We start from the raw sequence: 22505 nt of genomic DNA on the forward strand, positions 1-22505 counted from the left end.
AAGGCCTTTATGGAAAATTTTTTGGTTGATTTGTAAGCAAGTACATTTATATCTGCACATTACTATTAATCTACTCATTTTCCAACTTTCTCGATATCTCATTGAAAAACACAAGTATGGACTCGATCGATAAAATGAGCGTTTGCATTGTTGGCGCCGGACCCGCCGGTTTAAGCGCAGCATATTTTCTGAAACAAAAAGGCTATTCAAGGATAACTGTACTTGAAAAGAATGACTGCGTCGGGGGTAAGTGCTTAACAAAGTATTACGGAAATATCAATTATAGCCTCGGAGCAGTATCAATTGGTCCGCGCGACAAGAATGTTTTTCATTTGATCAGCGATTTCGGCCTCAGGCTTGTGACTTCTCCTGTTTCTCCGGCGCTTATTGACGGCACCACAGGCATGCATCATCCCCTGGAAACGCTTATCGCAAGTGAGAAAATTCTCGACGTAACGGCATCCATGGTAAAGTACTTTTATTATCTTCTTAAATACCATCATATCCTAAGAAAGGTTGGTTTCGAGAACATCCCACGCGAGCTTGCGACACCTTTTTCTCCATGGCTAGAAGAACGAGGCATGAAAAGTATTCTCAATCTTTTTCTTCCGATCGTAACATGCTTCGGCTATGGCGACCTTCAGGAAATCCCCGCTATCTATGTGCTAAAATACATGAACCTCGCAAATTTCCCCTTACTGTTTCATTTCGCCATATGCCGTCTTTTAAATATCAGGCCGCGATGGCCAAAACTTATCGATGAAGGCTTTCAGGAACTCTTGCACAAGATGGCCGGGACATTACCCGATGTTCGTTTAAATGCCTGCATACAGAGCATTTCCCGGACAAACGAGGGGATAAGAGTCAATTACATTGATACTTTAACAGGAAAAGCACTGTCGATTAAGGCAGATAGTTTAATCCTTAGCATTCCTCCCGAGGGGAATTTCAAAGGGCTGCTGGACCTCACCGATGAGGAAACAACAATATTTTCAAGGGTGCGATGCGGCCATTATTACACAACGTCATGCAGAATAGAGGGAGACCTTGACGGCTTTCTATTCAATCTCGTCCAGAATGGGAATATCGGGATCCCACAGAACGTCGTTCCCTATATGATATCGAAGCCTGTCGAAAATAGCGATATCGCCATTGTGTACAGCTATGCATTATCTCCTGTCGCCTCAGATTCCATCGAGCACAACATTCTGGAATTCGCGCGTTCAATCGGCATTACCATACGAGAGGTGCTTAATATCTCCGAATGGAAATACTTTTTCCATTTCGATTCGGAGGATGTACGAGACGGATTTCATGGGCGACTGGAACGGCTCCAGGGACGCAATCGGACTTATTATACCGGCGGATTATTCAACTTCGAACTAGTTGAGAATTCTATCTCCTATTCCGGATACATCATAAATAAATATTTTTAATCATATGGTTACAATGATTCGCCCCGAGTCGATCTCCGATCACGTGGGGGCCTTACTCCCAGTTCCTACTAAAACTGACTATTTAAAATTGAATTCAGGCCCTGCGGCCCCCTTCCCCCGATCGTGATTGACATAATATGCCCCTTATTGTTAATGACCCTTTACTTCAAGTTAAAGGCATAAGATAATGTTAAATGCAAGCGAAGTGAGCCTCTCGTTCGGAAAGAGGGTGCTTTTCAAGAATGTCAATATACGGTTCGCGCCCGGAAACTGCTACGGGCTTATCGGCGCCAACGGATCCGGAAAATCCACGTTTCTAAAGGTGCTCTCCGGGGAGATCGAGTCGAGCTCCGGGGTCATTTCGCGAAACCCGGGAGAACGCATATCAATCCTCCAGCAGGACCAGTTCGCCTACGACGAGTTCACGGTGCTGGATACCGCGATTATGGGACACCGCGCCCTGTACGACGTGCTCAAAGAGCGCGACGAGGTGTACGCGCGCGAAAATTTCTCGGATGAGGACGGGCATCGGGCCGCGGAGCTCGAGGAACTCCTGGACGAGATGAACGGCTACGAGGCCGAGGCCGACGCCGCCTCGCTCCTGGCCGGACTGGGGATCGAGGGGGACGTGCTTACGAAAAAGATGAGAGAACTCGAGGGCGGCCAGAAGGTGCGCGTGCTCCTGGCCCAGGCGCTTTTCGGCAATCCCGACATTTTGCTCCTGGACGAGCCCACGAACAACCTCGACCTAGAATCGATCACCTGGCTCGAAAATTTTCTCTACAACTTCTCCAATACCGTCATCGTGGTTTCGCACGACCGGCACTTCATCAACAAGACCTGCACCCACATCGCCGACATCGATTTTGGGCAGATAAGGGTCTACGCGGGCAACTACGACTTCTGGGCACAGGCGAGCCAACTCGCGTTGAAACAAAAGAAAGAAGAGAACAAGAAGAAAGAAGACAAGATCAGGGAGCTCCAGTCCTTCATCGAGCGCTTCAGCTCCAATGCGTCGAAAGCCCGCCAGGCCACCTCCCGCAAGAAGCTCGTCGAAAAGCTCACCATCGAGGAGATCCCAACGACATCCAGGCGCTTTCCCTACGTCGCGTTCAAGCCCGAGCGGGAATGCGGCAAGATGATCCTTTCGATTGAGAACCTGGGCAAATCGGTGGACGGTATCCCCGTCCTGAACGATTTCAGCCTCCTGGTCAACCGGCACGACAAGATCGCCTTTGTGGGCCAGAACAATCTTGTCAAAACGGTGCTTTTCCAGATACTTATGGGAGAAATGAAACCGGACAGGGGGGGATTCAAGTGGGGCGAAACGATCACGACCGCCTATTTCCCCAAGGAAAACGACACCTACTTCGACAGCGACCTCCGGCTCCTGGACTGGCTGCGCCAGTATTCCGCGGAAAAGGACGAAACCTACGTGAGGGGCTTCCTGGGAAGGATGCTCTTCTCGGGCGACGAATCGCTTAAACCGGTACGCGTGCTTTCCGGGGGAGAGAAGGTCCGATGCATGCTTTCGAAGATCATGCTCTCCGGGGCGAACGCGCTCGTACTGGACGAGCCTACGAACCACCTCGATCTCGAGTCCATCACCTCTCTCAACAACGGGCTTATCGCCTACCCCGAGGTAGTGCTCTTTTCTTCGCATGACCACCAGTTTATCGATTCCATCGCGACACGGATAGTCGAGATCACGCCGTCGGGCGTTATCGATCGCGTGATGGGTTTCGACGAATACATCGAGAGCGCGGAGATCAAGCGGCTCAGGGACGAGCTTTACCACGGGCACGAGCGGCTCAACCTGTAAGGACGCGTCACCATCCCGGAGAGTTGCCGCGGCAAATCAAACAGGATATGCTCCCTGCCGCAAAAAGTATCGCATCACACTTTTTCTCCCGGCGATTGCCTCCCTGGAATACGGCTTGACACAATAGTTTCCCCGCCGGTTACGCTATATTGTAGAGACGTGCCAGCTATACATAGAGACGTGCCAGCGGCGCGTCTCTATGTACGACGGACAAACCACATGCCCAGGACCAAACAACCAACCCCCGACGCCGCCGCCCTCCTTGCCGAGTGCGCCGTCGATTACTACAGCGGAACTGGAAAGGGCGGCCAGAACCGCAACCGGCATTATAACTGCGTCCGCCTGCACCACCTGCCCTCAGGCCTTATCGCGCTGGGCACCGAACACCGCTCGCAGGCGAAGAACCGCGAGGATGCGCTCATGCGCCTTTCCGAAAAGCTCGAGGCGTTAAACTACACGCCGCCCCCCCGCAAACCCACGAAGGTCCCCCGTGGCGCCGTAAAGGAACGCCTTGATTCGAAGACGCGGAAGGGCGTCAAAAAAACCGTCCGTAAAAGGGTGACGAACGACGAGGGGGCCGATTAAGCCCGGCAGCGGCAACGGGGCCGGCGTGATTATTAATTGATTTTTTCACCGGACCGGTATAGCCTCGGGGCGAGCAAAGGAGGCGCGTATGCCGTCCAGGAAAAAGAGCACCGAATCGTTTACCACTACCACCAATCCCCTCCAGGGCACCGACGTCGATTCGCTTAAAATGTCCTTCATCAACCACCTTGAATTTTCCCGGGGCAAGGACGAATACTCGGCGACCGAGAGGGACCGTTTTCACAGTCTCGCCCTCGTGGTGCGCGACCGCCTCATAGAGCGGTGGATCGAGACCCAGCAGACTTACTACAACACCGACGCGAAGCGGGTCTACTACCTCTCCCTGGAGTTTCTCATGGGACGCGCGCTCGGCAACAGCCTCATTAGCCTCGGACTCATGGATGCGATGCGCACCACGGCCGAAGAACTTGGTTATTCCCTGGACGAACTGGGTGACCATGAATGGGACGCGGGGCTCGGAAACGGGGGACTGGGAAGGCTTGCCGCGTGCTTCATGGATTCGCTCGCCACGCTCGAAATGCCCGCGGTGGGCTACGGCATCCGCTACGACTACGGTATCTTTTTCCAGAAAATCATCAACGGCTACCAGGTGGAGACGCCCGACAACTGGCTGCGCTACGGCAACCCGTGGGAATTCCCCCGCGCCGAGTTCCTGTACCCAGTGAAGCTTTACGGCAGCGTGCACCAGTACCGCGACGACGACGGGCGCTTCAGGGCCGACTGGGTGGACACCGAGGTCATCCTCGCGATGGCCTACGACACGCCCATCCCCGGGTACCGCAACAATACGGTGAACAACCTCAGGCTCTGGTCGGCGAAATCCACGCGGGAGTTCGACCTGGGCTATTTCAACGACGGCGACTACGAGCGCGCGGTTTCCGAGAAGGCGCAATCGGAAACCATCTCCAAGGTGCTCTATCCGAACGACAATATCTTCGAGGGCAAGGAGCTCAGGCTCAAGCAGGAATATTTCTTCGTCTCGGCAACCCTCCAGGATATCATCCGCCGGTATAAGAAGACACACGCGAATTTCGCGCTGTTCCCGGAAAGGGTCGCCATACAGCTTAACGACACCCACCCGGCCATCGCCATCCCCGAGCTCATGCGGCTTCTCATGGACGTGGAACGGCTCGAATGGGACGAGGCGTGGGAGATCGTCATCCGGACGTTCGGCTACACGAACCATACGGTGCTGCCCGAGGCCCTCGAAAAATGGCCCGTCGCCCTGCTGGAGCGCGTGCTCCCGCGCCATCTCCAGATCATCTACGAGATCAACAGGCGATTCCTCGACCGCGTGCGCGCGCATTTCCCCGGGGAGGACGACCGCAAGGGACGCATGTCCATCATCGAGGAGGGCCCCGAGCGCAGGGTGCGCATGGCCTATCTCTCCATCGTGGGAAGCCACTCGGTGAACGGCGTCGCCGCCCTCCACAGCGATATCCTCAAGGCCTCGCTCTTCCGCGATTTTCACGAGCTCATGCCGGAGCGGTTCAACAACAAGACCAACGGCATAACCCAGCGCCGCTGGCTCATGCTCTGCAATCCCGGGCTCTCGGCGCTCATCACCGGGCGCCTGGGCGAAGGCTGGGCGAAGGACCTCGATGAATTGAAAAGACTCGAGCCGCTGGCGGCCGATTCCTCGTTTCTCGCGCAGTGGGCGGACGTCAAGCGTCGCAACAAGGAGCGCTTCGCCGCGCACATCGAGGAGCAGTGCAATGTCGTCGTGGACCCCGCCTCCATGTTCGACTGCCAGGTGAAGCGCATGCACGAGTACAAGCGCCAGCTCCTTAACGTGCTCCACGTTGTCACGCTCTACAACCGGATCAGGAGCGGGCGCACGGCGGGCATCGCGCCGCGCACGGTCATATTCGCGGGGAAATCGGCTCCCGGCTACCACATGGCGAAGATGATCATCAAGCTCATAAACTCGATCGCGAAGACGGTGAACAACGATCACGCGGCGCGGGACCTCCTGCGCGTCGCCTTCATTCCCAACTACTCGGTGACCCTCGCGGAAATAATAATGCCGGCGGCGGACCTCTCCGAGCAGATTTCCACGGCGGGAACCGAGGCCTCGGGAACGGGCAATATGAAGTTCGCGCTCAACGGCGCGCTCACCATCGGTACCCTTGACGGCGCGAACGTCGAGATCGCCCAGGAGGTGGGCGCGGATAACATCTTCATTTTCGGACTCAAGACCGGCGAGGTGAACGCGCTCTACGCCGGGGGATACAATCCGCGCGAATGGTATGACCGGCAGCCCGAGCTCCGCGAGGCGGTCGAAATGATCGCGGGCGGTTATTTCTCACCGGGCGAGCCGGACCTTTTCAGGGTGGTCACCGATTCGCTTTTCGCGCACGACCACTACCTGCTCTTTGCCGACTACGAGTCGTACGTGAAATGCCAGGACAGGGTCTCCGCCGCCTTCGGAGACCGCGATGCGTGGGCGCGCATGTCGGTCCTCAACGTGGCGCGCATGGGCAAGTTTTCGACGGACCGCACGATCCGGGAATACGCGCGCGACATCTGGGGCGTGAAACCGGTGAAGGTGGAACTGGGCAGGAAAAAGAAATAGGGGGCCGATACTCCGGCGCCCGTTGAAAGGCGCATCGTGCATGGGGGTGCGACCGCGCGCCACGCCTCTCGCTTCATGTCCCTTCGCGCGCCCGGAACGACGCGCTCGCTCAGCGCAGGCCTGTCGAGGGACTCACCATGACAGTACGTATTCTATCCGGCCGCGGACGCGCAGAACCCGTCGAATATGCGCACCGCCGCGATCGCCGATTCGCCAAAGGCATCCACGCCCATTTCCTCCGCGAGATGCGGCGAGCAGCACGCCCCGCCAATGGCGATCTTCACCCCGTCACGCATTCCGGCCTGCGTAAGACCTGCGACCACCTCCCGGATGCCGTATACCATGGTAGTAAGAAGCACCGAAAGTCCCACCATCCTCGCGCCCGTTTCGCGGATCGCGCCTACGATCTTCGCGGCAGGAACGTCCGCCCCCAGGTCGATGATCTCGTACCCGGACGCCGCCAGCATGATCCCGACGACCTTTTTCCCTATATCGTGAACGTCACCCTTCACCGTCGCGAGGATCACCTTGCCCTTCACGCCGTGTTCGCCCGGCGAGAGCCTTTCGCTGAGCATCCCGGTGGCCCTGGTTACCATGTCTCCGGCGATGATGAGGTCGGCGAGAAAATATTCACCCTCCTCGAATTTCGCGCCCACGGCATCGAGGCCCCGGCCCAGCCCTTCCTGGATTATCTCGAGGGGCGACACGCCCTGCTCCAGGCACCTGTGTATCAGACCCAAAAAATTATCGTCGATGACCTTCGCGACCGCGTCATGTACATCGGCCAGGTACTGGTTCATGATCGCTCTTTCCTCCCCGAATGAATTATTTTTATGCCGTCACGCGCGGTAAATCACATGTGGTCACCCTGAGCGGAGTCGAAGGGCGACCTTTTTTGCCGACAGGCATGGTTTCCCGAAGCCTGTCGAGGGACTCACCATGACGATGGTTCGACTCTGTTTCATGGCCGTTGGCGCAATCAGCCGTGCGCCGGGTACACCCCGAATTCGCGCGCCGCGTCCAGCATCACCCTGAGCTTATGCGCGGGAAGGCTGTCCTCGCTGTGCGCCGGGCCCAGGATGAACCTGCCGCCGGGCGCGAGATCGCGGACGAGCTCCTTCACCTTTTCGACGATCTCCTCGTCACGCGAGCGCTCGGTGAGCAGGTAGTCTATGCCCACGCCGCCGATAATGGTCGCGCGCTCCCCGTGGACCTTTTTCTCATGGACGATATTCACGTTAGAGGTCGGCTCGTACGCGTGGAAACCGTCCACGCCCCAGTCGAGGAACACGTCGAAGAGCCTCGTGTTGTCGCCGCACGAGTGCAGGACGAACTTCGCCCCCCGCCCGTGAACGTTGCCTATGATCCTCCGGTACCGGGGCCCGAAAATTTCTTCCACCATCCGGGGGCTCATGAAGGGGCCCGTCTTGAAGGCGAAATCGTCCATCTGCACGATCACCTTCGCGCCGGCGTCGAGAATCGCCGTATGCGTCTTCGTGGTGACCTCCTCGAGGATGTCGAGGAAGCGGTTCACGTAATCGGGATGCCGCCTGATCCAGAGCGGGGCCTTGTCGATCCCGAACGTCCAGTTCATCGATTCCTGGAGCCCGCCAAAGAACCCGCAGCCGAATATGCATACCCTGTCCCCGGTGCGCGCGTAGAGGCGCCGGTAATAATCGTACACCCGTTGCGCGACGGCGTCCGCGTCGGGCCAGTACGGCCACGCGTCGAATTCCCCCGGCGTCGTGATCCCCGGGCCGCGGTACATGTAGGTCATGTTCCCGAAACCGTCCGCAATCACGTTGAACAGTGAACCCGTGGTGAGCGCGATGGTCTTCGCATCGAGGAAAAACCAGGTGTCGTCGTAGTAGGCCCACACGGCGTCGAAACCCATCCCGATCTGGGCGAGGTTGCGCCGGTGGAGTACGTTCGCGAGTATGGGGCGGGTGAAGAAGCTGGTCACGCGGGGGCCCAGGCCGTCCAGCAGGTACCTCGTGACCGGGAACTTGATGCTCGCCGCGGAGGATATGAGCGGCTTGCCCAGCACCTCGTTCGCGGTTCTGCTTTCCATCATCGCGCAGAACACGGGAACCCTGTCCACGGGCTTCCCTTCGAAGGTGCGCAGTACGCGTTCCACAGGACCCATGTTTTTCATCGTTCCTCCCGGGTCCTGATCCGCTGTATATCGCGGCATTCGGGGATGCCGCCGGACCCGGGGTGGAATATGGCACAGCACGGCTGTTGTTGCAAGCAAATTCAGCCCGGCGCTCCACGATTCTAACAATATCCGGGGAACGCGTCCTGAAACGCCTGGATCTGAGATATCCGGGCGCGGGAGATTACTCCTCGGGTTCCTTGTATGCAGGCAGGTATATCTCGAAGGTCGCACCCTCGCCTTCTACGGATTCCGCGTGAATGCTTCCCCCGTGTTTTTGAACGATGGAATGACAGATCGCCAGTCCCAACCCCTTTCCCTTCTTGGTGCTCAGCCCGGTCGAGGTGAAATAGGGATCGAATATTTTATTGAGATCGGCCGCGCGTATGCCTATCCCTTCATCGATAAATGAAATGTTAACATAATCGCCCGGCTTCAGGTCGGTTTTCCTGGCGCCCTTCAGCCGCTTATTTTTCGCCGCAACCCGCAGCGTGCCCCCCGAGGGCATGGCCTCCTTGGCATTTATGGTCAGGTTATAGAACACCTGCCGCATCTGGTTTTCATCCATCTCGACGGGAAAGAGGTCCTCATCGATCCGGTACTCCCCCTGGATGGGCGACCCTGCGAGAAAGAAATCCACTGCCTCCCGTAATACGCCGCCCGGGCTGACAACCTTCGTCACGGGATCGCCGCCCTTGGAAAACGTCAGGAGCCTGTACGCCAGGTCCTTCGCCGTTTCGCAGGCGCCTTCGGCTTTCTTGAGCCTCTCGTACGCGCTGTCCGACTGATCCATGTTCATCATGGCGAGGCAGATATTCCCCACGATCATGGTGAGCAGGTTGTTGAAATCATGCGCGATGCCGCCCGCGAGAACGCCTATCGATTCAAGCTTCTGTATCACAAGCTGCTGTTCCTCAATCTCCTTGCGGTCGGTGATATCGCTTGCGACGCCCAGTATCCGCCGTACCGCTCCCGTATCATCGGTGATGGGAAATGTCCTGGCCCAAAGCCAGCGGACGCCTTCCTCCGGCTGCAGGACGCGAAATTCCAGGTTTAAGCCCTCACCCGAACCGGTCGTAAAACTTTCGCGCACGCGCGCGACATCCGCCGGATGAACCACCTCGAGCCAGGAGAGGGGATGCTCTTTAAGGGACTCAATGCTCCTGTTATAGACCTGCTCGTACGCGGGGTTCACGTAGATGAGCGCGCGGCTCCCGGGCACCATGAGCCAGTAGACGTCCCTGGAATTAACCGCGATCTGCCTGAAAACCTCTTCGCTCTGACGCAAGGCTTCTCGGGCCTGCTTCCTGTCCTGAATGAGGCTCCATTCCCGCATGGATCGTTCGAGCGTCCTGGGCATATCGAGAAAGGTCTCGTGGGATTTTACCATGTAATCGAGCGCCCCGGTCTTGATCGCCTCGACCGCCCATTTTTCGCTTCCGAAGCTGGTCATGATGAGTACGGGAAAGCGCGCGTCCTCGATCGGCGATTCGAGCGCCTCGATCGCCTTGCCGTCGGGCAGGTTAAGGTCGATGAGCGCGATATCGGGCGTAAAGCGCTCGAGGAGCCTCCGATATTCGGCGAGCGAGCCCGCCTTGCCGATTTCACATCCCGGCAACGCCTCGTTGATCGCCCGTTCGATCGCCTCCATGTGAACCGGCTCGTCGTCCACGATGATTATTTTTCCAGGAAGTGAGTTCATCACGCCTCCATGCTTTAAATAAGGGATCCCTATTCCATGAGCCAGTAAAAGCCCAGGGATTCCATGAGTTGAATGATCTGGGAAAAATTTATCGGCTTGACCAGGTAGCTGTTCGCGTCGAATTGCGAGGCGCGCAGCTTATCGAACTCGTCGATCGAGGTCGTGAGGATGACGACGGGAATACGTCCCACGATCTCGTCCGACTTGATGATGCGAAGAACCTCGAGGCCGTCCACCTTCGGCAGCCGCAGGTCGAGCAGCACAAGGCCGGGCATGGGATATGCCGTGGTATCCGCGAATTTTTCCCGCCGGAACAGGTAATCCAGCGCGTCCTGGCCGTTTTCAACGACTATCACGCGATTCGCGAGATGGAGATCCTCGAAATTCCGAAGCACGATTTCGGCATGCGCGGGGTCATCCTCGACAAGCAGTATCACCAGCGATTCGGAATTCATGATCTCTCTCCTATCTCGATCCCGGCCATTGCCTCGGGCAGGGTAAACCTGAAACACGCGCCCTCGCCCGGCCCCGCGGATTCCACCACGATCCTGCCGTCCAGCGTCTCCACTATTTTTTTAACCAGGGCGAGGCCCAGCCCCGTACCCTCCGTCTTAGGATCGAGCTTTTCGAACAGCCCGAAAATCTTTTCATGAAAACGCGGATCTATGCCGGTACCGTTATCCCGCACGAAAAAGACCGCGTCCCTGCCGTCGCCCTCCACCCCTATCTCGATGCGCGGATCCTCGCGGTCACCCAGGAACTTGACCGCGTTTTCCACCAGGTTCTGCCAGATCTCCACCAGGCGGGCCCGGTCCCCGAAAAATACCGCCGGCGAATCCTCCACCTGTATTTCCACGCCTCGTTTTGTAACCTGCCCCGCCACCAGGCCAAGGGCCTCGGAAACGGTCTCCCTGAAGGAAACCCGCACGGGCGGATTGCCGACCCTGCCCACCCGCGACATTTCCAGTATCTCCCCGAGCAGGCGGCCCATCCGTTCGGCGGCGTTGTTCATATACAAGATGTCTTTCTCTATTTTTTCGGAATCGGACCGGTACAGGTCCTTTTTCAGGTATTCCAGGAACGTCTTGATGGTAACCAGCGGGCTTTTCAGATCATGGGAGATGGAGTAGGTAAACCGTTCCAACTCCGCATTTTTTTCGTAAAGATCCCTTTCCGTCCTGCGCAGGTCGGTTACGTCGAGTATTGTACCGAACACGTTTACAGGCCTGCCCTGTTCGCTGCGCAGCGCCTCCCCGCCGCCGCTCAGGTAGCGCACGCTTCCGTCGCTCCTTAGCCCGCGCAATTCGAATTCGCAGGTGCCCTCCATGCACGCCCCGCCTATAGCTCCCTCGAAGAGCGCGATGTCGTCCGGATGGATGAGAACCCCGAGCGACTCGCGGCGCGGAATGAAATCCGCCCTGTTGACCCCGAATATCCGGTACATCTCGTCCGACCATGAGTACTCGTTGGTTTCCAGGTCCAGGCTCCAGTGCCCCAGGTGCGCGATCGATTCCGCATGCCGCAGGCGGCTTTCGCTTTCCCGCAACGCCTGTTCAGCGCGCCTGCGTTCCGTGATGTCGCGTGAAACGGTGACCGCCCCCAGGATCGTACCCTCGCTATCGCGCATCGGCGACGACGAAGACAGGAGCGTGCGCGGCAATCCCGCGGGATCGATAAATTCGGAGATTCCGTTCGTGACGGTCTCTCCCTTGAGCGCGCGGAACGTCGCGCCCAGTTCCGCCCCTGCTCCGGTTCCCGCCGCATCCGGGGTGTGTTCCAGCTTTTTTCCGAGCGGATCGAAACCAAGCATCGCGCGGGCGGCGGCGTTGGACCGGATCACGGTCGCATCGGGACCGTACACCAGGATCGCATCGGTCTGGGCGGAGAATACCGTCTCGAGCTCCGCGGATTGCTTGCGCGCCTGCAATTCCCTCGCGCGCAATTCCTCCTCGTTGTTCAATCGGACCATTGCGGTGGCGACCTGGTCGGTGACCGCTTTCATAAGCGAAAGGTCGTCATCGCTGAATGTATCGCGGGTCCTGGAACCGAACGAAAGCGTACCGATCACCTTGCCCTCTTCTCCCATGAGCGGGTGACACGCGTATGCCCTTACCCCGTACGATTTCACCAGCTCGGTCCTTGGGTCCGTAGTGCACTGTATCTGCTCGGCGACGATACGACTTCCATCCCGCGCCACGCAGCCGCATACGGCGACTCCGTAATCCAACCACCGGATACGCCGCACCTCCTCTTCGGGAATGCCGGCACACGCGTTCAGGTAAAGCTTGCCCGTTTCAAATACCGACAGGAAGTTGAAAAATACCTGGCAGTCCAGCATTCTCATTATCCTGGTGCAGAGCCTCTCGACCAGCTTCTGCGGTTCCGGATTCCTCAGGAGCTCGGCCGCGGTCATGGCCAGTGTCTCGAACCGCGCCGTGCTCTGGCGCAGGCGTTCCTGCGCCTCGATGTACGCGGTAATATCCATGAGGCTGACGGCGCATCCGTCTATTCGAAGCTGCGAATCCAGGATGGGCGCCGCGCTATTCTGTATGTACGCTTTCGAACCGTCGAAACGCTCTATCCGCATCGCCTGTCCTATTACGGTCTCGCCGTTTTTTACCGCGCGTGCCGACGCCCATTCATCGGCGAGTACCTTTTCGCCTGAATCCAGCCACCACGCCTTGTGGAAATCATAATCGTTTATTCCCGTCGTGCGCGGTATCGTGGATCCCCATATTTTTTCGAATTCGAGGTTGGATTGAATGTTCTCGCCTTTCTCATCGAGTATTGCGACGCCCACCGACAACGCCTCCATGACCGCCTCGAGCCGATTCTTCTCCCTGAGTGCCTCGACGCGCGACGCCGAAAGGGCGTCCTGCGCCTTCTTTATGCCCTCGATACTCACGGCGACCCCAAACCAGCGCATGATTTTTCCCGACGCGTCACGAATGGGATTGCCCCGCACCTTGAACCATTCATACGTTCCGTCGAAATGTCTCACCCGGTATTCAAGATCATACGGTGCTTTCTCTTCCACGGCGGCACGCCAGGCCGCGAATGCCCTGGGCCTGTCGCCCGGATGGAGCAGCTTGTTCCACCCGTTCCCCAGGTGCTCGATCATAGGCACGCCGGTAAAATCAACCCATTGCTGGCTCTGGAAATCGCAGTAACCGTCCGGCCTGGTCGTGAACACCATGCCGGGGATGGATTCGAGCGTCTCGTGGTAGAAGTACTCGCTGTCGCGAAGCGCCTGCTCTGCCTTTTTGCGTTCGGTGATATCCTGCACCGTACCGCGCAGCCCGATCACGGCGCCCGCTGCGTCGCAAATCCTTTCACTTCGCGTAGTGACCCATATAGGGGCGCCATTGCGGAACGCCTGAACGTCCAGTTCATACCCGATTCCCGTTTGCACCGTCTGTTCAACGGCACTGTTCACCTTTTCCCATTCTTCTTCTGGGTAACAGAGGCCCTTTTGATCCTTGAAATCCGGCATTTTCTGCGTCGCCGGATCGAAACCGTAAATGCGGAGGAGTTCATCGGATCCCACCGTGACGTCGGTCGCCGCGTCCCAGTACCAGCTCCCGAGGTGGGCGATGCGCTGCGCTTCCATTAAATCCGCCTCTTTCCGGCGTATCTCCCCCTCGATCCGCAGGCGCTCCGATATGTCCACCGCGAATCCGATTATTCCGGCGACCTCCCCCTTCTCGTCGAAAAAGGGGACCTTGTGCGTCTGGACCCACCGGGTTCCCTGGATCGTTTCCATCGGCTCCAGGATACCCGTTTTCGGTCTTTTCGATTCGGCTACTTCCAGGTCGTCCCGCCGGAAGGCTTCGGCCTGTTCCGCGGGGTAGAGTTCGGATAGCGAGCGCCCTTCAAGCTCGCTCTTCTCGCGCCCCATGATTTTCTCGAACTCCTTGTTGATACGGATAAACCTGTTATTCAAATCCTTGTAATAGACAATCGCCGGAACGGAATCCAGGATAAGCTGCAGTTCACGGGCATTCTGCTTTATTAATTGTTCGGCTGCGACACTCCCGGTGATATCGAGTACCTGCGACAACACCGATTTCATCCGTCCCTGCGTGTCTTTCAGGATCGAATTGTACCAGGTGCAATGAATAATGTTTCCTGATTTTGTGTAATTGCGGTTGGTGGAAACGACATGGGGCATCCCGCCGCCCGCAAGCCTGGCCATGACATTCTCGACGATTGGAATATCTTCTTCGTAGACCATATTAAGGCCGGCCAGGGGTTTCCCGACGGTTTCCGCCGCACTCCACCCGAACATTCGTTCCGCCTCTCCCGCCCAGCGCGTTACAACGAATTCGGTGTTCCATTCGACGACCGCCATGGGAGAATTTTCCGTGTGAAACCTGAGGCGCTCCTCGCTTTCACGAACGGCATTTTCCGCGCGCTTACGGTCGGTAATATCTTCTATGACGGCGTTTATGCCCGTGACCCTGCCCGCATTATCGAACAGGGGCAGGTAGCTCACCGTGAAGTATCCCCGCATCCCTGGAGCAGACTCCGCGGTCAGCTCCTGATCCAGGATGCCCTGACCGGTCTTAAGCACGTTAAGGAGCATGGGCTCGACCAGATCGGCGATTTCCGGTATGAGATCGCGCATGCGTACACCCAGGTGCTCCTCCACGGTATGCCCGTTCATCTGCGCCAGCCGCTCGTTTATCTTCACATAGCGCAAATCGACATCGAGGACACAAAGGCCCACGGGGGTGGTCCGATACAGCTGTTCGATCTCGTCCAGGCGCCTCCGGGCGAAATCCTTGCTCCCCCGCAGCGCGTCCTCGGCTAATATACGTTCCCTTATTTCCGCCCTGAGCTGTTCATTCGCCGCATTGAACTCCCGTGTCCTCTCCTTGACCAGGATTTCAAGCTTTCCTCGGATTCCCCGGTATCGGCCCATAAAGAGGGTGATAAGAACGCCCATCAAAATGAAAAATCCCAGGCCGATGGCCTCGATTATATTTCCCGGACTCAACCGGCCTATCGGCGCGAGAAGCCACAGGTCCGCGATCAGTGCGAAGGCGATAGTCGCGATGAATCCCGGGCCATAACCGGCCAGGAGGGCGGTAAATATAATCGCGGGATAAAAGGTTACATAGGTAGGCAATCCGGGCCCGAATTGATCCGTAATGAGCAGGCGCAAAAATACGCCCGCGGCGACGGCCGCTATCGCGATAAAATATCGGGACACCAAACTGCTTCCAATTACCATCGTCAACTCCAGACGGGAATAACCGGGCCCCGAAAAGCCTGTCCCGGTAACTCCGGCTCGCCGCGAATGCGAGTACGAATAATCGCGTTCCAGCGGTCATGAATTCCGGCAAAGAACCCTGAATACCGCGAATTCACCCCTATATGATTTTAGCCACGCATCCGGTAAATAAGTTATTGAAATTCTAAATAGTGAGTTCCTTCCGCCGCAATCCCCGTCTTTCAACGAGAAGGAATCGACAGGAGATTCAACTTCATACGTTTAAATTAACAATTGGGAACCATTACGTCAAGCCTATCGCCGGTTATTGTGGCGCGCGTTCGACTACTGCCGTTGATTCGCTGATTCCGAAGCCGGGGAGGAGAAATCCCTTCACGGGGGATTATTCATGGGTAAAAACCGGAGAAATGGCATGGGGATCGATACGCCCCCCGCCCGGGCTCCCGGACTCACCGCGGCCTGTATGCAAAAATCGACTTGTTGCATAACTCACTTTCTCACGGGGTATAAGGGGCGAAGCCCCTTAAGAGCCCCCCGCAGTGGTTCCCCGCGGGCGCGAGACGGCAGTCTCGCGCCAAGTCAAATAATTTTCTTGTAATATGTAATACAACATGTTACTGTTTTCGAAAAAGGAGGAATTGTCTAATGAAGCAGTGCGAATCCGTCAGGGATGCCGTTCAGCAGGCCATTGCAAAGCTTGGGAAGAAGGTGTTCGTCCTGTCGCCTATTGCGATCGGGGCGGGCAACGAGTATCTGAACGAGTTGGGCGAATGCGCCAGGCGCGGCGAGGTCGACCTTACCGTATTCTCGGGACTTACCCTTGAAAAGCCCATGCTGCCGGGAGGAGTGAGGGCAAAGGTGCTCAATCCCATATTCGAGAGAATTTACAAGGACTACACGACGTTCAGGTTTATCGACGAATGCCGTGAGGCGTCGTCCCAGGGGAAGCCCCTTCCCGATTACCTCACCTTCACCAGCCTTTATCATTTTCCCGGGTACCTCCTCCGTATTCCGCAGCAGCAGCATGTGTTCACCGCCGTGAACTTTCGTGATACGAACGAGCGCTTCCGCCAGAAGAGCTGCAACTGCATAGTAATGAAGGTATCGTGCCGCGACGGGAAGTACAACTGCGGCACTAATTCCGACGTGATGATACATGCGATGCGCGACGTGAAAAAAAACAACGGCGTGGTCATGCTGCTCGATAACAAGAACGTTCCGTACGTATATGGGAGCGCCGACATACCGGACGAACTCATCGATTTCGTCGTGAAAAGCGACGAGCCCCTCTATGTAATGCCGCACCAGGCGCTTACCGTGGTCGAACACGCCATCGGCAACTACGTATCGGAGATAATCCCGGACGGCGCGACCCTCCAGATAGGAATCGGGCAAATGGCCGATGCGATCGGTTTCTGGATGGCGAAAAAAGGCCGCACCGGCATCAACGGCTGGTCCGAGCTGCTTTCACCGTCCTTCCTGTACATGATCAAGAAGGGCGTAATAAATCGAAAGGATGAACACAACGTGCTCCTTACGGGCGCGTTCATTGTCGGGAACGAGGAGCTCTACAAGTTCGCGAGCGAGAACCCCGATGTGCGCATGACCTCGGTGCACGAAACCAACAACAAGGAATTCATCCAGCGGATACCCAATTTCCATGCGGTGAACAGCACCCTCCAGGCCGACCTCTTCAGCCAGGCTGCCTCGGAAGGCTTTTTCAAGAAAGACCAGTACGTCCAGTACACCGGGATCGGGGGGCAGTTCGAGTTCCAGGAATCCGCGATGAAAAGCGAGGGCGGCAAGTCGATACTGTGCCTGCGCGCGGTGAACCGCACTGAAAGCGGAAAGCCCGTTGCGAGCAGCATAGTGCCCTTCCTCAAGAACGTCATTTCGGTTCCCCGCAACAAGATGGACTGCGTGGTCACCGAATACGGGTGGCGTCAGGTGCGCTTCGGCACCATTCACGAGCGCGCGTCCGCGATGATCGAGCTCGCGGATTCGGCGTACCAGAAGGATCTCCTCAAGGCGGCGCGTAAGATGAACCTTGTGGACGCCTCGTACGCGATACCGAAGGAGTGCAGGAACAACACGTGGGCGTCGCTTGTCGCGAAATTCGGCGCCATCGCGAAAGAGGTTCCTTACCCGCTCGGCCTGGGCATAGACCTTGCAAAGTACTCCACGGACGGGGAAAAAGCGATGCTTGCCGCCGTGCGCGAGGGCGCGGGACTGCTCAAAAAGATAAAGTTATTGAGAAACCTGAACCGCGAGCGCAAGGAGATGGCGAAAAACATCAATTAAACCCCAGTCATGTTTTTTTGTGCGATTTACGGCCGGGCTGAGATGCCCGGCCTTTTTCATTCGTTTCAGGCTGCAATTATTATCGATAGTGAGCACCGGCTATGTGCGATCGCGCGCACATCCCGATTGAAATGCGTACCCCGTATCCTTGTCATTACAACCGGTGGCCCGGCGGGGAGCTTCGACTCCATGAAAATTCCGTTGACACTAATTTATTATTGTTATATACTATGTTTGATAAAAAAACCGTTTCAAGGCCTGGCATAAAGGCACCGTGGAGAAGGTAGATGCGTGCAGCATGCCGTACTTTCCCGCGCATCCCGGTAGTAGGTTTTCGTTCCACAATTTAACAATTTTACGGTCTTCGGAATGCGGGTCAAAGGAGACGCCATGGAACTGAAACCTTCCGACAAGAAGAAAGACCTTCTCGACCGTTATGCGCATCGCTTCGGGGCCATGCGCGTGAGAACGATGGGTCACCTGGGACTTGATGTTTTCGAGACAACGCGCGAGGGCTGCGTGTCGGTAGATATCGACGGCAGGACGATTCTCGACGCGCTGGCGCTGCAGGGTGTCTTCAACCTGGGACGGCGCCACCCCGCAATCGTGGAAGCGATGCGGAAAGGACTGGAACGCCTTGACCTGGGAAACAATTTCCTGATGTCCGAGGAACAGCTCATGCTCGCCGACAAGCTCGCCGCGACCACCCCGGGCAACGTCAACTGCGCCTTTTTCAGTTCCACGGGATCCGAAGCCGTCGACCTGGCCATAAAGATCGCGCGTGGATACACGGGACGATCGGGAATCATCTCGGCCGACGAGTGTTACCACGGCATCACGGGCTTCGCGCTCTCCACGAACAGCAATCCGGATTACATCGAACCCTTTGGTCCCCTCATGCCGGGATTCAGCCACGTGCCCTTTGGCGACATCGACGCCCTCAGGAAGGAGATTTCCGATGACACTGCCGCGGTCATTTTCGAGCCGATGATAGCCGAGGCCGGCCTCCTCATTCCGCCCGCCGATTTTTTCGGAAAGGTGCGCGAACTATGCGATGAGCACGACACGCTTCTCATCATCGACGAGGTCGTCACCGGTCTCGGCAGGACCGGGAAGTTCTGGGCCATCGAGCATTCCGCCGGCGTCGTGCCGGATATCATTATTTCCGCAAAGGGACTTACCGCGGGGATGTACCCCATGGCCGCGACCATGTTCACCGAGGATGTCGCCGATTTCTTTCTCACCTACCCGTATTGCCATTATTCCAGCACCGGGGGGTCCGATCTGGGCTGTGTGGTCGCTTCCGCGATGATCGACATCGTCAACAGGCCCGAATTTCTCCGCGAGATCAACGAAAAGGGGGAACGGCTTGCGCGCGGGTACAGACACCTGCTGGAAATCCATCCTTCTATCCTGGAAAGCTACGGGCAGATCGGCATGCACACGGTGTTGCGCCTCGCGGATCCCGCAGGCGGTTTCCGCATGAACCGCTACCTTGCTGAGGAAGGAATCTTTGCGCTTCTATCGACGAATAATACCGCCGCCATAAGAATCCAGCCGCCTTTTATAATTTCCGACGGGGAAATTGACCAGGTAATTGACGCGCTCGACGCCTCGTTAAAAAAAATGACGTAAGAATAATGGAGACGCATATGTCCGACATCAACGAATGCCTGAAAGCCGCGAATGACTTCAAGGACAAGATGAACGACAACCTAAAGGTCCGCAAGCTGCTGAAACGCTGGAACCCGCTTATCCATTTCGACACCAGGGATTCCGACATCAAGCTCAGCTTCGGGATGAGCGGGGGAATGGCGGTTTCGGTCGAATCGGGCCATGTCGGCAATGCCGAACTCACGGTGACGTTCCCGACCGCGAAGGATCTCGTCGACATGTTTTACGGAAAGCTCGATCCCACGCCCATGTACCTGAGCGGCGACATCCTGGTCAAGGGACACCAGGCGGACGTGATCAAGCTCGATGCGATCACGATGATAATCTGGCCGGAGAAATAAACCATGGCTGAATTGAAACGGGTATTGACCGCGCGTTCAGTCGCGGCAGCGGGCGCGGGATTCGCGTTCGCCATGATGTCCATCGTCGCCGACGTACAGGTCGCCGACCTCGTGCCCGGCAACACCGGTTGGATCGCGGTCATCGCCGCGGCCGTCTTCTGCATCCTGGCCTCCTGGTGCTTCGGCGAGCTGTCGGGGATGTTCCCGACCTCCGCGGGGGTACGGGTCTATATACAGCAGGCATTCAACGAAAAAATGGCTATCCCGCTTTCCGCGGCGTACATATTCACCGTAGTGGCCGCTTCCGGAGCCGAGGCGTATGTATTCGGGAGCGTCTTTGTCGCGCTTATTCCCGGAGGTCCTTCGATCTGGTTCTACGTAATACTGGGATTCGCAATCGCCGGGGCGCTTAATTACTTCGGGGTCGAGATTGCCTCCGGTGTCCAGAACATGCTTGCGATCATAATGTTTCTTTTCCTGGTGATCGTCAGCCTGGTCGCCCTGTATCAATTCGGCACACGCTTTGAAAACTGGTACAACCCGTTTGCGGGCGAGGGGGGCGGCGAGGGTTTCGCCACGGCGGTGGCGCTCTCCGTGTTCCTCTATGCAGGATTTGAATGGGTCACCGCTCTTTCCGAAGAAACGAAGCAACAGGACGTAATCTCGAGGGGAATGATCGGATCCATCCTCATTCTATGCATCGTGTATGCGCTCCTTAACGCCGCGCTCGTCAGCGCGGTTCCCAGGGATGTGCTGACGGGAAGGGAAGCGTGGACGGACGGTTTGTTGTACGGCGCCCGTCCGCATGTCGTGTTTATCAAGATCGTGTTCGGCCCGTACGAAACGCTCGGCCTGATAGGCGCCGGCCTGTTGAGCTTTCTCGCGTCCATGACCTCTTTCAACGCGGGAATCCTCACCACGTCGCGGTTCCTGTACGCAATGAGCCGGGATAAGACCATGCCCAGATACCTGAGTAAAATTCACATGGAGTATTTCACTCCGCACGCGGCAATAATCACCTTATGCGTCGTGGCGCTCGTCAGCGCGATTCTGCTGACCATGCTTGGCGGATTCGACTCGTTCACCTACGCGGTGGCGGGAGCCGAGATAATGATGTACGTCCTTGCAGCATTGAGCGTCATCAAGTTGCGCCGGAAAATGAAATCCCGGGAACGGCCATTCCGCGTTCCCCTGTATCCCCTGACTGCCATATTCTCTGCGATATTTTTCTCGCTGCTTTTTGTTCTGGTATTTGCGGATCAGAAAATCGAGGTACAGACCGGCTTCGCCATATTGATATCCATTATCGCCGTCATGGTGCTGCATACGGTATTTATAATTCCGCGCCTCAAAAAGAAATAAAGAGTATCAGCCTCGGAGAGTGGAATGAGCATGATGGCGGCGTTCCGCTGCGCGCGTCACGCCGACCCCATGCTCGGCCAGGTTCAGATCACCCCGCGTTTTTTCGCCAGGGTCATCATCTGCTCCGCGCTCGTCGCGGGGGGAATTTTGTAGGAATCCCCGGATTTCACTGCAAGTGAAACCGCTTCCGCCGGGCACGCAGTGACGCAGAGCCCGCACCCGATGCAGCGCTCCAGGCCGATCTCCGCCGTACCGCCGGCGTTCATCGTGATCGCGTCCATCTGGCATCGCTCAAGGCATGATTCGCACCCGGTGCACGCATCCGCGTCCACGCGTGCCTGGTAATTCGAGAACACGATCTCCGCCGGGCGGGGATGCTTCTTTATCGCGCCGAGCACACCGCAGCAGTCGCCGCAGCAGCAGCACATACCGGCGGGATTCTGCGCCGTTGCGGGCTGCGTCACAAGGCCTGTCTCCTGAGCCGTGGTCAGAATCCGTATCGCCTCGTCAGCACTTATACCGCGTCCCATCCCGTTCTCGACATAAAAGCGTGCCATGGAGCCGAACATGAAGCATGTCTCCATGGGCTTCCCGCATCCCGTATCCTGGAGCTTCTTGCCCTTGCGGCAGGCGCACTCGGCGACCGCGATGGTATCGGCGCTCTTTAAAATCTGCACCGCATCCTCGTAGGCGGCAACGCGGTTCTCCGGCACGATCGATCGCTGCACCGGGATGGTGCGCAGGAACAGTCCATCCGTTGCCGCGATCGCGCCATGGAAGCCCTGGGCAAAATATTCCTCGAGCATTTCGCTCAGCTCCCGGTTGAAACGCGTGATTTGGAACTCCATGAGTCCGTGCATGAAGGGTATCGCACCATACTTGACGGACTCGCCCTTGCGTACCCGGAACAGGAGCCCCCGTTTCGCCATATCCTCGAGCTGCGCCGCGACCTGGTCCGCGGGCCTGCCCGTCCGCTCCGCCACCGCGGCCGGCTCCTCTATGCGCGGCGACATCTCCAGGAAGAGGCGCGCGTCTTTTTCGTCGAACAGGGATTTAAGTATTTTAATCTCTATGTTCGATTTTGTCGCCGGAAACCCCAGCGAATATAAATCCAGGCGTTGCTGCAATTCCCGAAAAATGTCCTCCGCCATTGAGTTCCTCCTTTTTCGCTAGTATCGACCGCCGGATTGAAATGTCAAGGCATAAAACGAACGTTTGTTCGGTATTATACGGGATTCATTTTCTACCGGCCTTCCTGTAAGTGGAGGAGAGGTAACGGAGCGATGTGCCGCAGG

14 protein-coding genes are annotated in these 22505 nt (G+C 57.1%); 8 read left to right on the forward strand and 6 right to left on the reverse strand.

Translation table 11 applies throughout. The features are described 5' to 3' along the window. Positions 1-116: 116 nt before the first annotated feature. From EPN93_10970 to EPN93_10985, 4 genes are all read left to right on the forward strand, one after another. The gene (locus EPN93_10970; GenBank protein TAL35216.1) at positions 117-1436 is read left to right on the forward strand and encodes an FAD-dependent oxidoreductase; all 1320 of its coding nucleotides are present in this window, start codon (positions 117-119) and stop codon (positions 1434-1436) included. A gap of 187 nt (positions 1437-1623) precedes the next feature. Then, positions 1624-3258 (forward strand): ATP-binding cassette domain-containing protein, encoded by a 1635-nt coding sequence (locus EPN93_10975; protein TAL35217.1) that lies wholly within the window; start codon positions 1624-1626, stop codon positions 3256-3258. A 219-nt stretch (positions 3259-3477) separates the two neighbouring features. Further along, the gene (locus EPN93_10980) at positions 3478-3843 is read left to right on the forward strand and encodes a peptide chain release factor-like protein (GenBank protein ID TAL35218.1); all 366 of its coding nucleotides are present in this window, start codon (positions 3478-3480) and stop codon (positions 3841-3843) included. Positions 3844-3931: 88 nt separating this feature from the next. Further along, positions 3932-6439, forward strand: a complete 2508-nt coding sequence (locus EPN93_10985) for a glycogen/starch/alpha-glucan phosphorylase (GenBank protein ID TAL35219.1) — start codon at positions 3932-3934, stop codon at positions 6437-6439. Between the two features lie 152 nt (positions 6440-6591). On the opposite strand, the gene EPN93_10990 is transcribed toward EPN93_10985, so the two are convergent. The 5 genes from EPN93_10990 to EPN93_11010 all read right to left on the reverse strand — a co-directional run bounded on the left by EPN93_10990 (position 6592) and on the right by EPN93_11010 (position 15532). Beyond that, on the reverse strand, positions 6592-7239 hold the full coding sequence (locus EPN93_10990; protein ID TAL35220.1) for a cobalamin-binding protein: 648 nt from the start codon (positions 7237-7239) through the stop codon (positions 6592-6594). A 179-nt stretch (positions 7240-7418) separates the two neighbouring features. Continuing rightward, the gene (locus EPN93_10995) at positions 7419-8633 is read right to left on the reverse strand and encodes a hypothetical protein (protein TAL35221.1); all 1215 of its coding nucleotides are present in this window, start codon (positions 8631-8633) and stop codon (positions 7419-7421) included. Between the two features lie 145 nt (positions 8634-8778). After that, entirely contained in the window at positions 8779-10296 is a 1518-nt protein-coding gene (locus EPN93_11000; protein TAL35222.1) for a response regulator, read from the reverse strand. A 29-nt stretch (positions 10297-10325) separates the two neighbouring features. Beyond that, positions 10326-10751 (reverse strand): response regulator, encoded by a 426-nt coding sequence (locus tag EPN93_11005; GenBank protein ID TAL35223.1) that lies wholly within the window; start codon positions 10749-10751, stop codon positions 10326-10328. Beyond that, positions 10748-15532, reverse strand: coding sequence for a PAS domain S-box protein (locus tag EPN93_11010; GenBank protein TAL35224.1), 4785 nt, complete (start codon positions 15530-15532; stop codon positions 10748-10750). Before EPN93_11010 ends, EPN93_11005 begins: the two co-directional genes overlap by 4 nt. A 645-nt stretch (positions 15533-16177) precedes the next feature. Between EPN93_11010 and EPN93_11015 the strand changes: the two genes are divergently transcribed. From EPN93_11015 to EPN93_11030, 4 genes are all read left to right on the forward strand, one after another. Further along, positions 16178-17833 (forward strand): hypothetical protein, encoded by a 1656-nt coding sequence (locus EPN93_11015; GenBank protein ID TAL35225.1) that lies wholly within the window; start codon positions 16178-16180, stop codon positions 17831-17833. 369 nt (positions 17834-18202) lie between these two features. After that, the gene (locus tag EPN93_11020) at positions 18203-19468 is read left to right on the forward strand and encodes an aspartate aminotransferase family protein (protein ID TAL35226.1); all 1266 of its coding nucleotides are present in this window, start codon (positions 18203-18205) and stop codon (positions 19466-19468) included. A gap of 5 nt (positions 19469-19473) precedes the next feature. Further along, on the forward strand, positions 19474-19848 hold the full coding sequence (locus EPN93_11025) for a hypothetical protein (protein TAL35227.1): 375 nt from the start codon (positions 19474-19476) through the stop codon (positions 19846-19848). Positions 19849-19851: 3 nt separating this feature from the next. Then, positions 19852-21210 (forward strand): APC family permease, encoded by a 1359-nt coding sequence (locus tag EPN93_11030; GenBank protein TAL35228.1) that lies wholly within the window; start codon positions 19852-19854, stop codon positions 21208-21210. 83 nt (positions 21211-21293) lie between these two features. Here EPN93_11030 and EPN93_11035 read toward each other — a convergent pair whose 3' ends face one another. Next, on the reverse strand, positions 21294-22361 hold the full coding sequence (locus EPN93_11035; protein ID TAL35229.1) for a 4Fe-4S dicluster domain-containing protein: 1068 nt from the start codon (positions 22359-22361) through the stop codon (positions 21294-21296). Between the last annotated feature and the right edge of the window lie 144 nt (positions 22362-22505).

The organism is Spirochaetota bacterium (assembly GCA_004297825.1).
GTDB lineage: Bacteria > Spirochaetota > UBA4802 > UBA4802 > UBA5368 > FW300-bin19.

Coding starts and splice junctions, on each gene's coding strand:
- EPN93_10990 (TAL35220.1), bottom strand. CDS start 7,239: ATGAACCAGTACCTGGCCGATGTACATGACGCGGTCGCGAAGGTCATC.
- EPN93_10970 (TAL35216.1), top strand. CDS start 117: ATGGACTCGATCGATAAAATGAGCGTTTGCATTGTTGGCGCCGGACCC.
- EPN93_11030 (TAL35228.1), top strand. CDS start 19,852: ATGGCTGAATTGAAACGGGTATTGACCGCGCGTTCAGTCGCGGCAGCG.
- EPN93_10985 (TAL35219.1), top strand. CDS start 3,932: ATGCCGTCCAGGAAAAAGAGCACCGAATCGTTTACCACTACCACCAAT.
- EPN93_11015 (TAL35225.1), top strand. CDS start 16,178: ATGAAGCAGTGCGAATCCGTCAGGGATGCCGTTCAGCAGGCCATTGCA.
- EPN93_11000 (TAL35222.1), bottom strand. CDS start 10,296: ATGAACTCACTTCCTGGAAAAATAATCATCGTGGACGACGAGCCGGTT.
- EPN93_11005 (TAL35223.1), bottom strand. CDS start 10,751: ATGAATTCCGAATCGCTGGTGATACTGCTTGTCGAGGATGACCCCGCG.
- EPN93_10995 (TAL35221.1), bottom strand. CDS start 8,633: ATGCCGCGATATACAGCGGATCAGGACCCGGGAGGAACGATGAAAAAC.
- EPN93_11010 (TAL35224.1), bottom strand. CDS start 15,532: ATGGTAATTGGAAGCAGTTTGGTGTCCCGATATTTTATCGCGATAGCG.
- EPN93_11025 (TAL35227.1), top strand. CDS start 19,474: ATGGAGACGCATATGTCCGACATCAACGAATGCCTGAAAGCCGCGAAT.
- EPN93_10975 (TAL35217.1), top strand. CDS start 1,624: ATGTTAAATGCAAGCGAAGTGAGCCTCTCGTTCGGAAAGAGGGTGCTT.
- EPN93_10980 (TAL35218.1), top strand. CDS start 3,478: ATGCCCAGGACCAAACAACCAACCCCCGACGCCGCCGCCCTCCTTGCC.
- EPN93_11020 (TAL35226.1), top strand. CDS start 18,203: ATGCGGGTCAAAGGAGACGCCATGGAACTGAAACCTTCCGACAAGAAG.
- EPN93_11035 (TAL35229.1), bottom strand. CDS start 22,361: ATGGCGGAGGACATTTTTCGGGAATTGCAGCAACGCCTGGATTTATAT.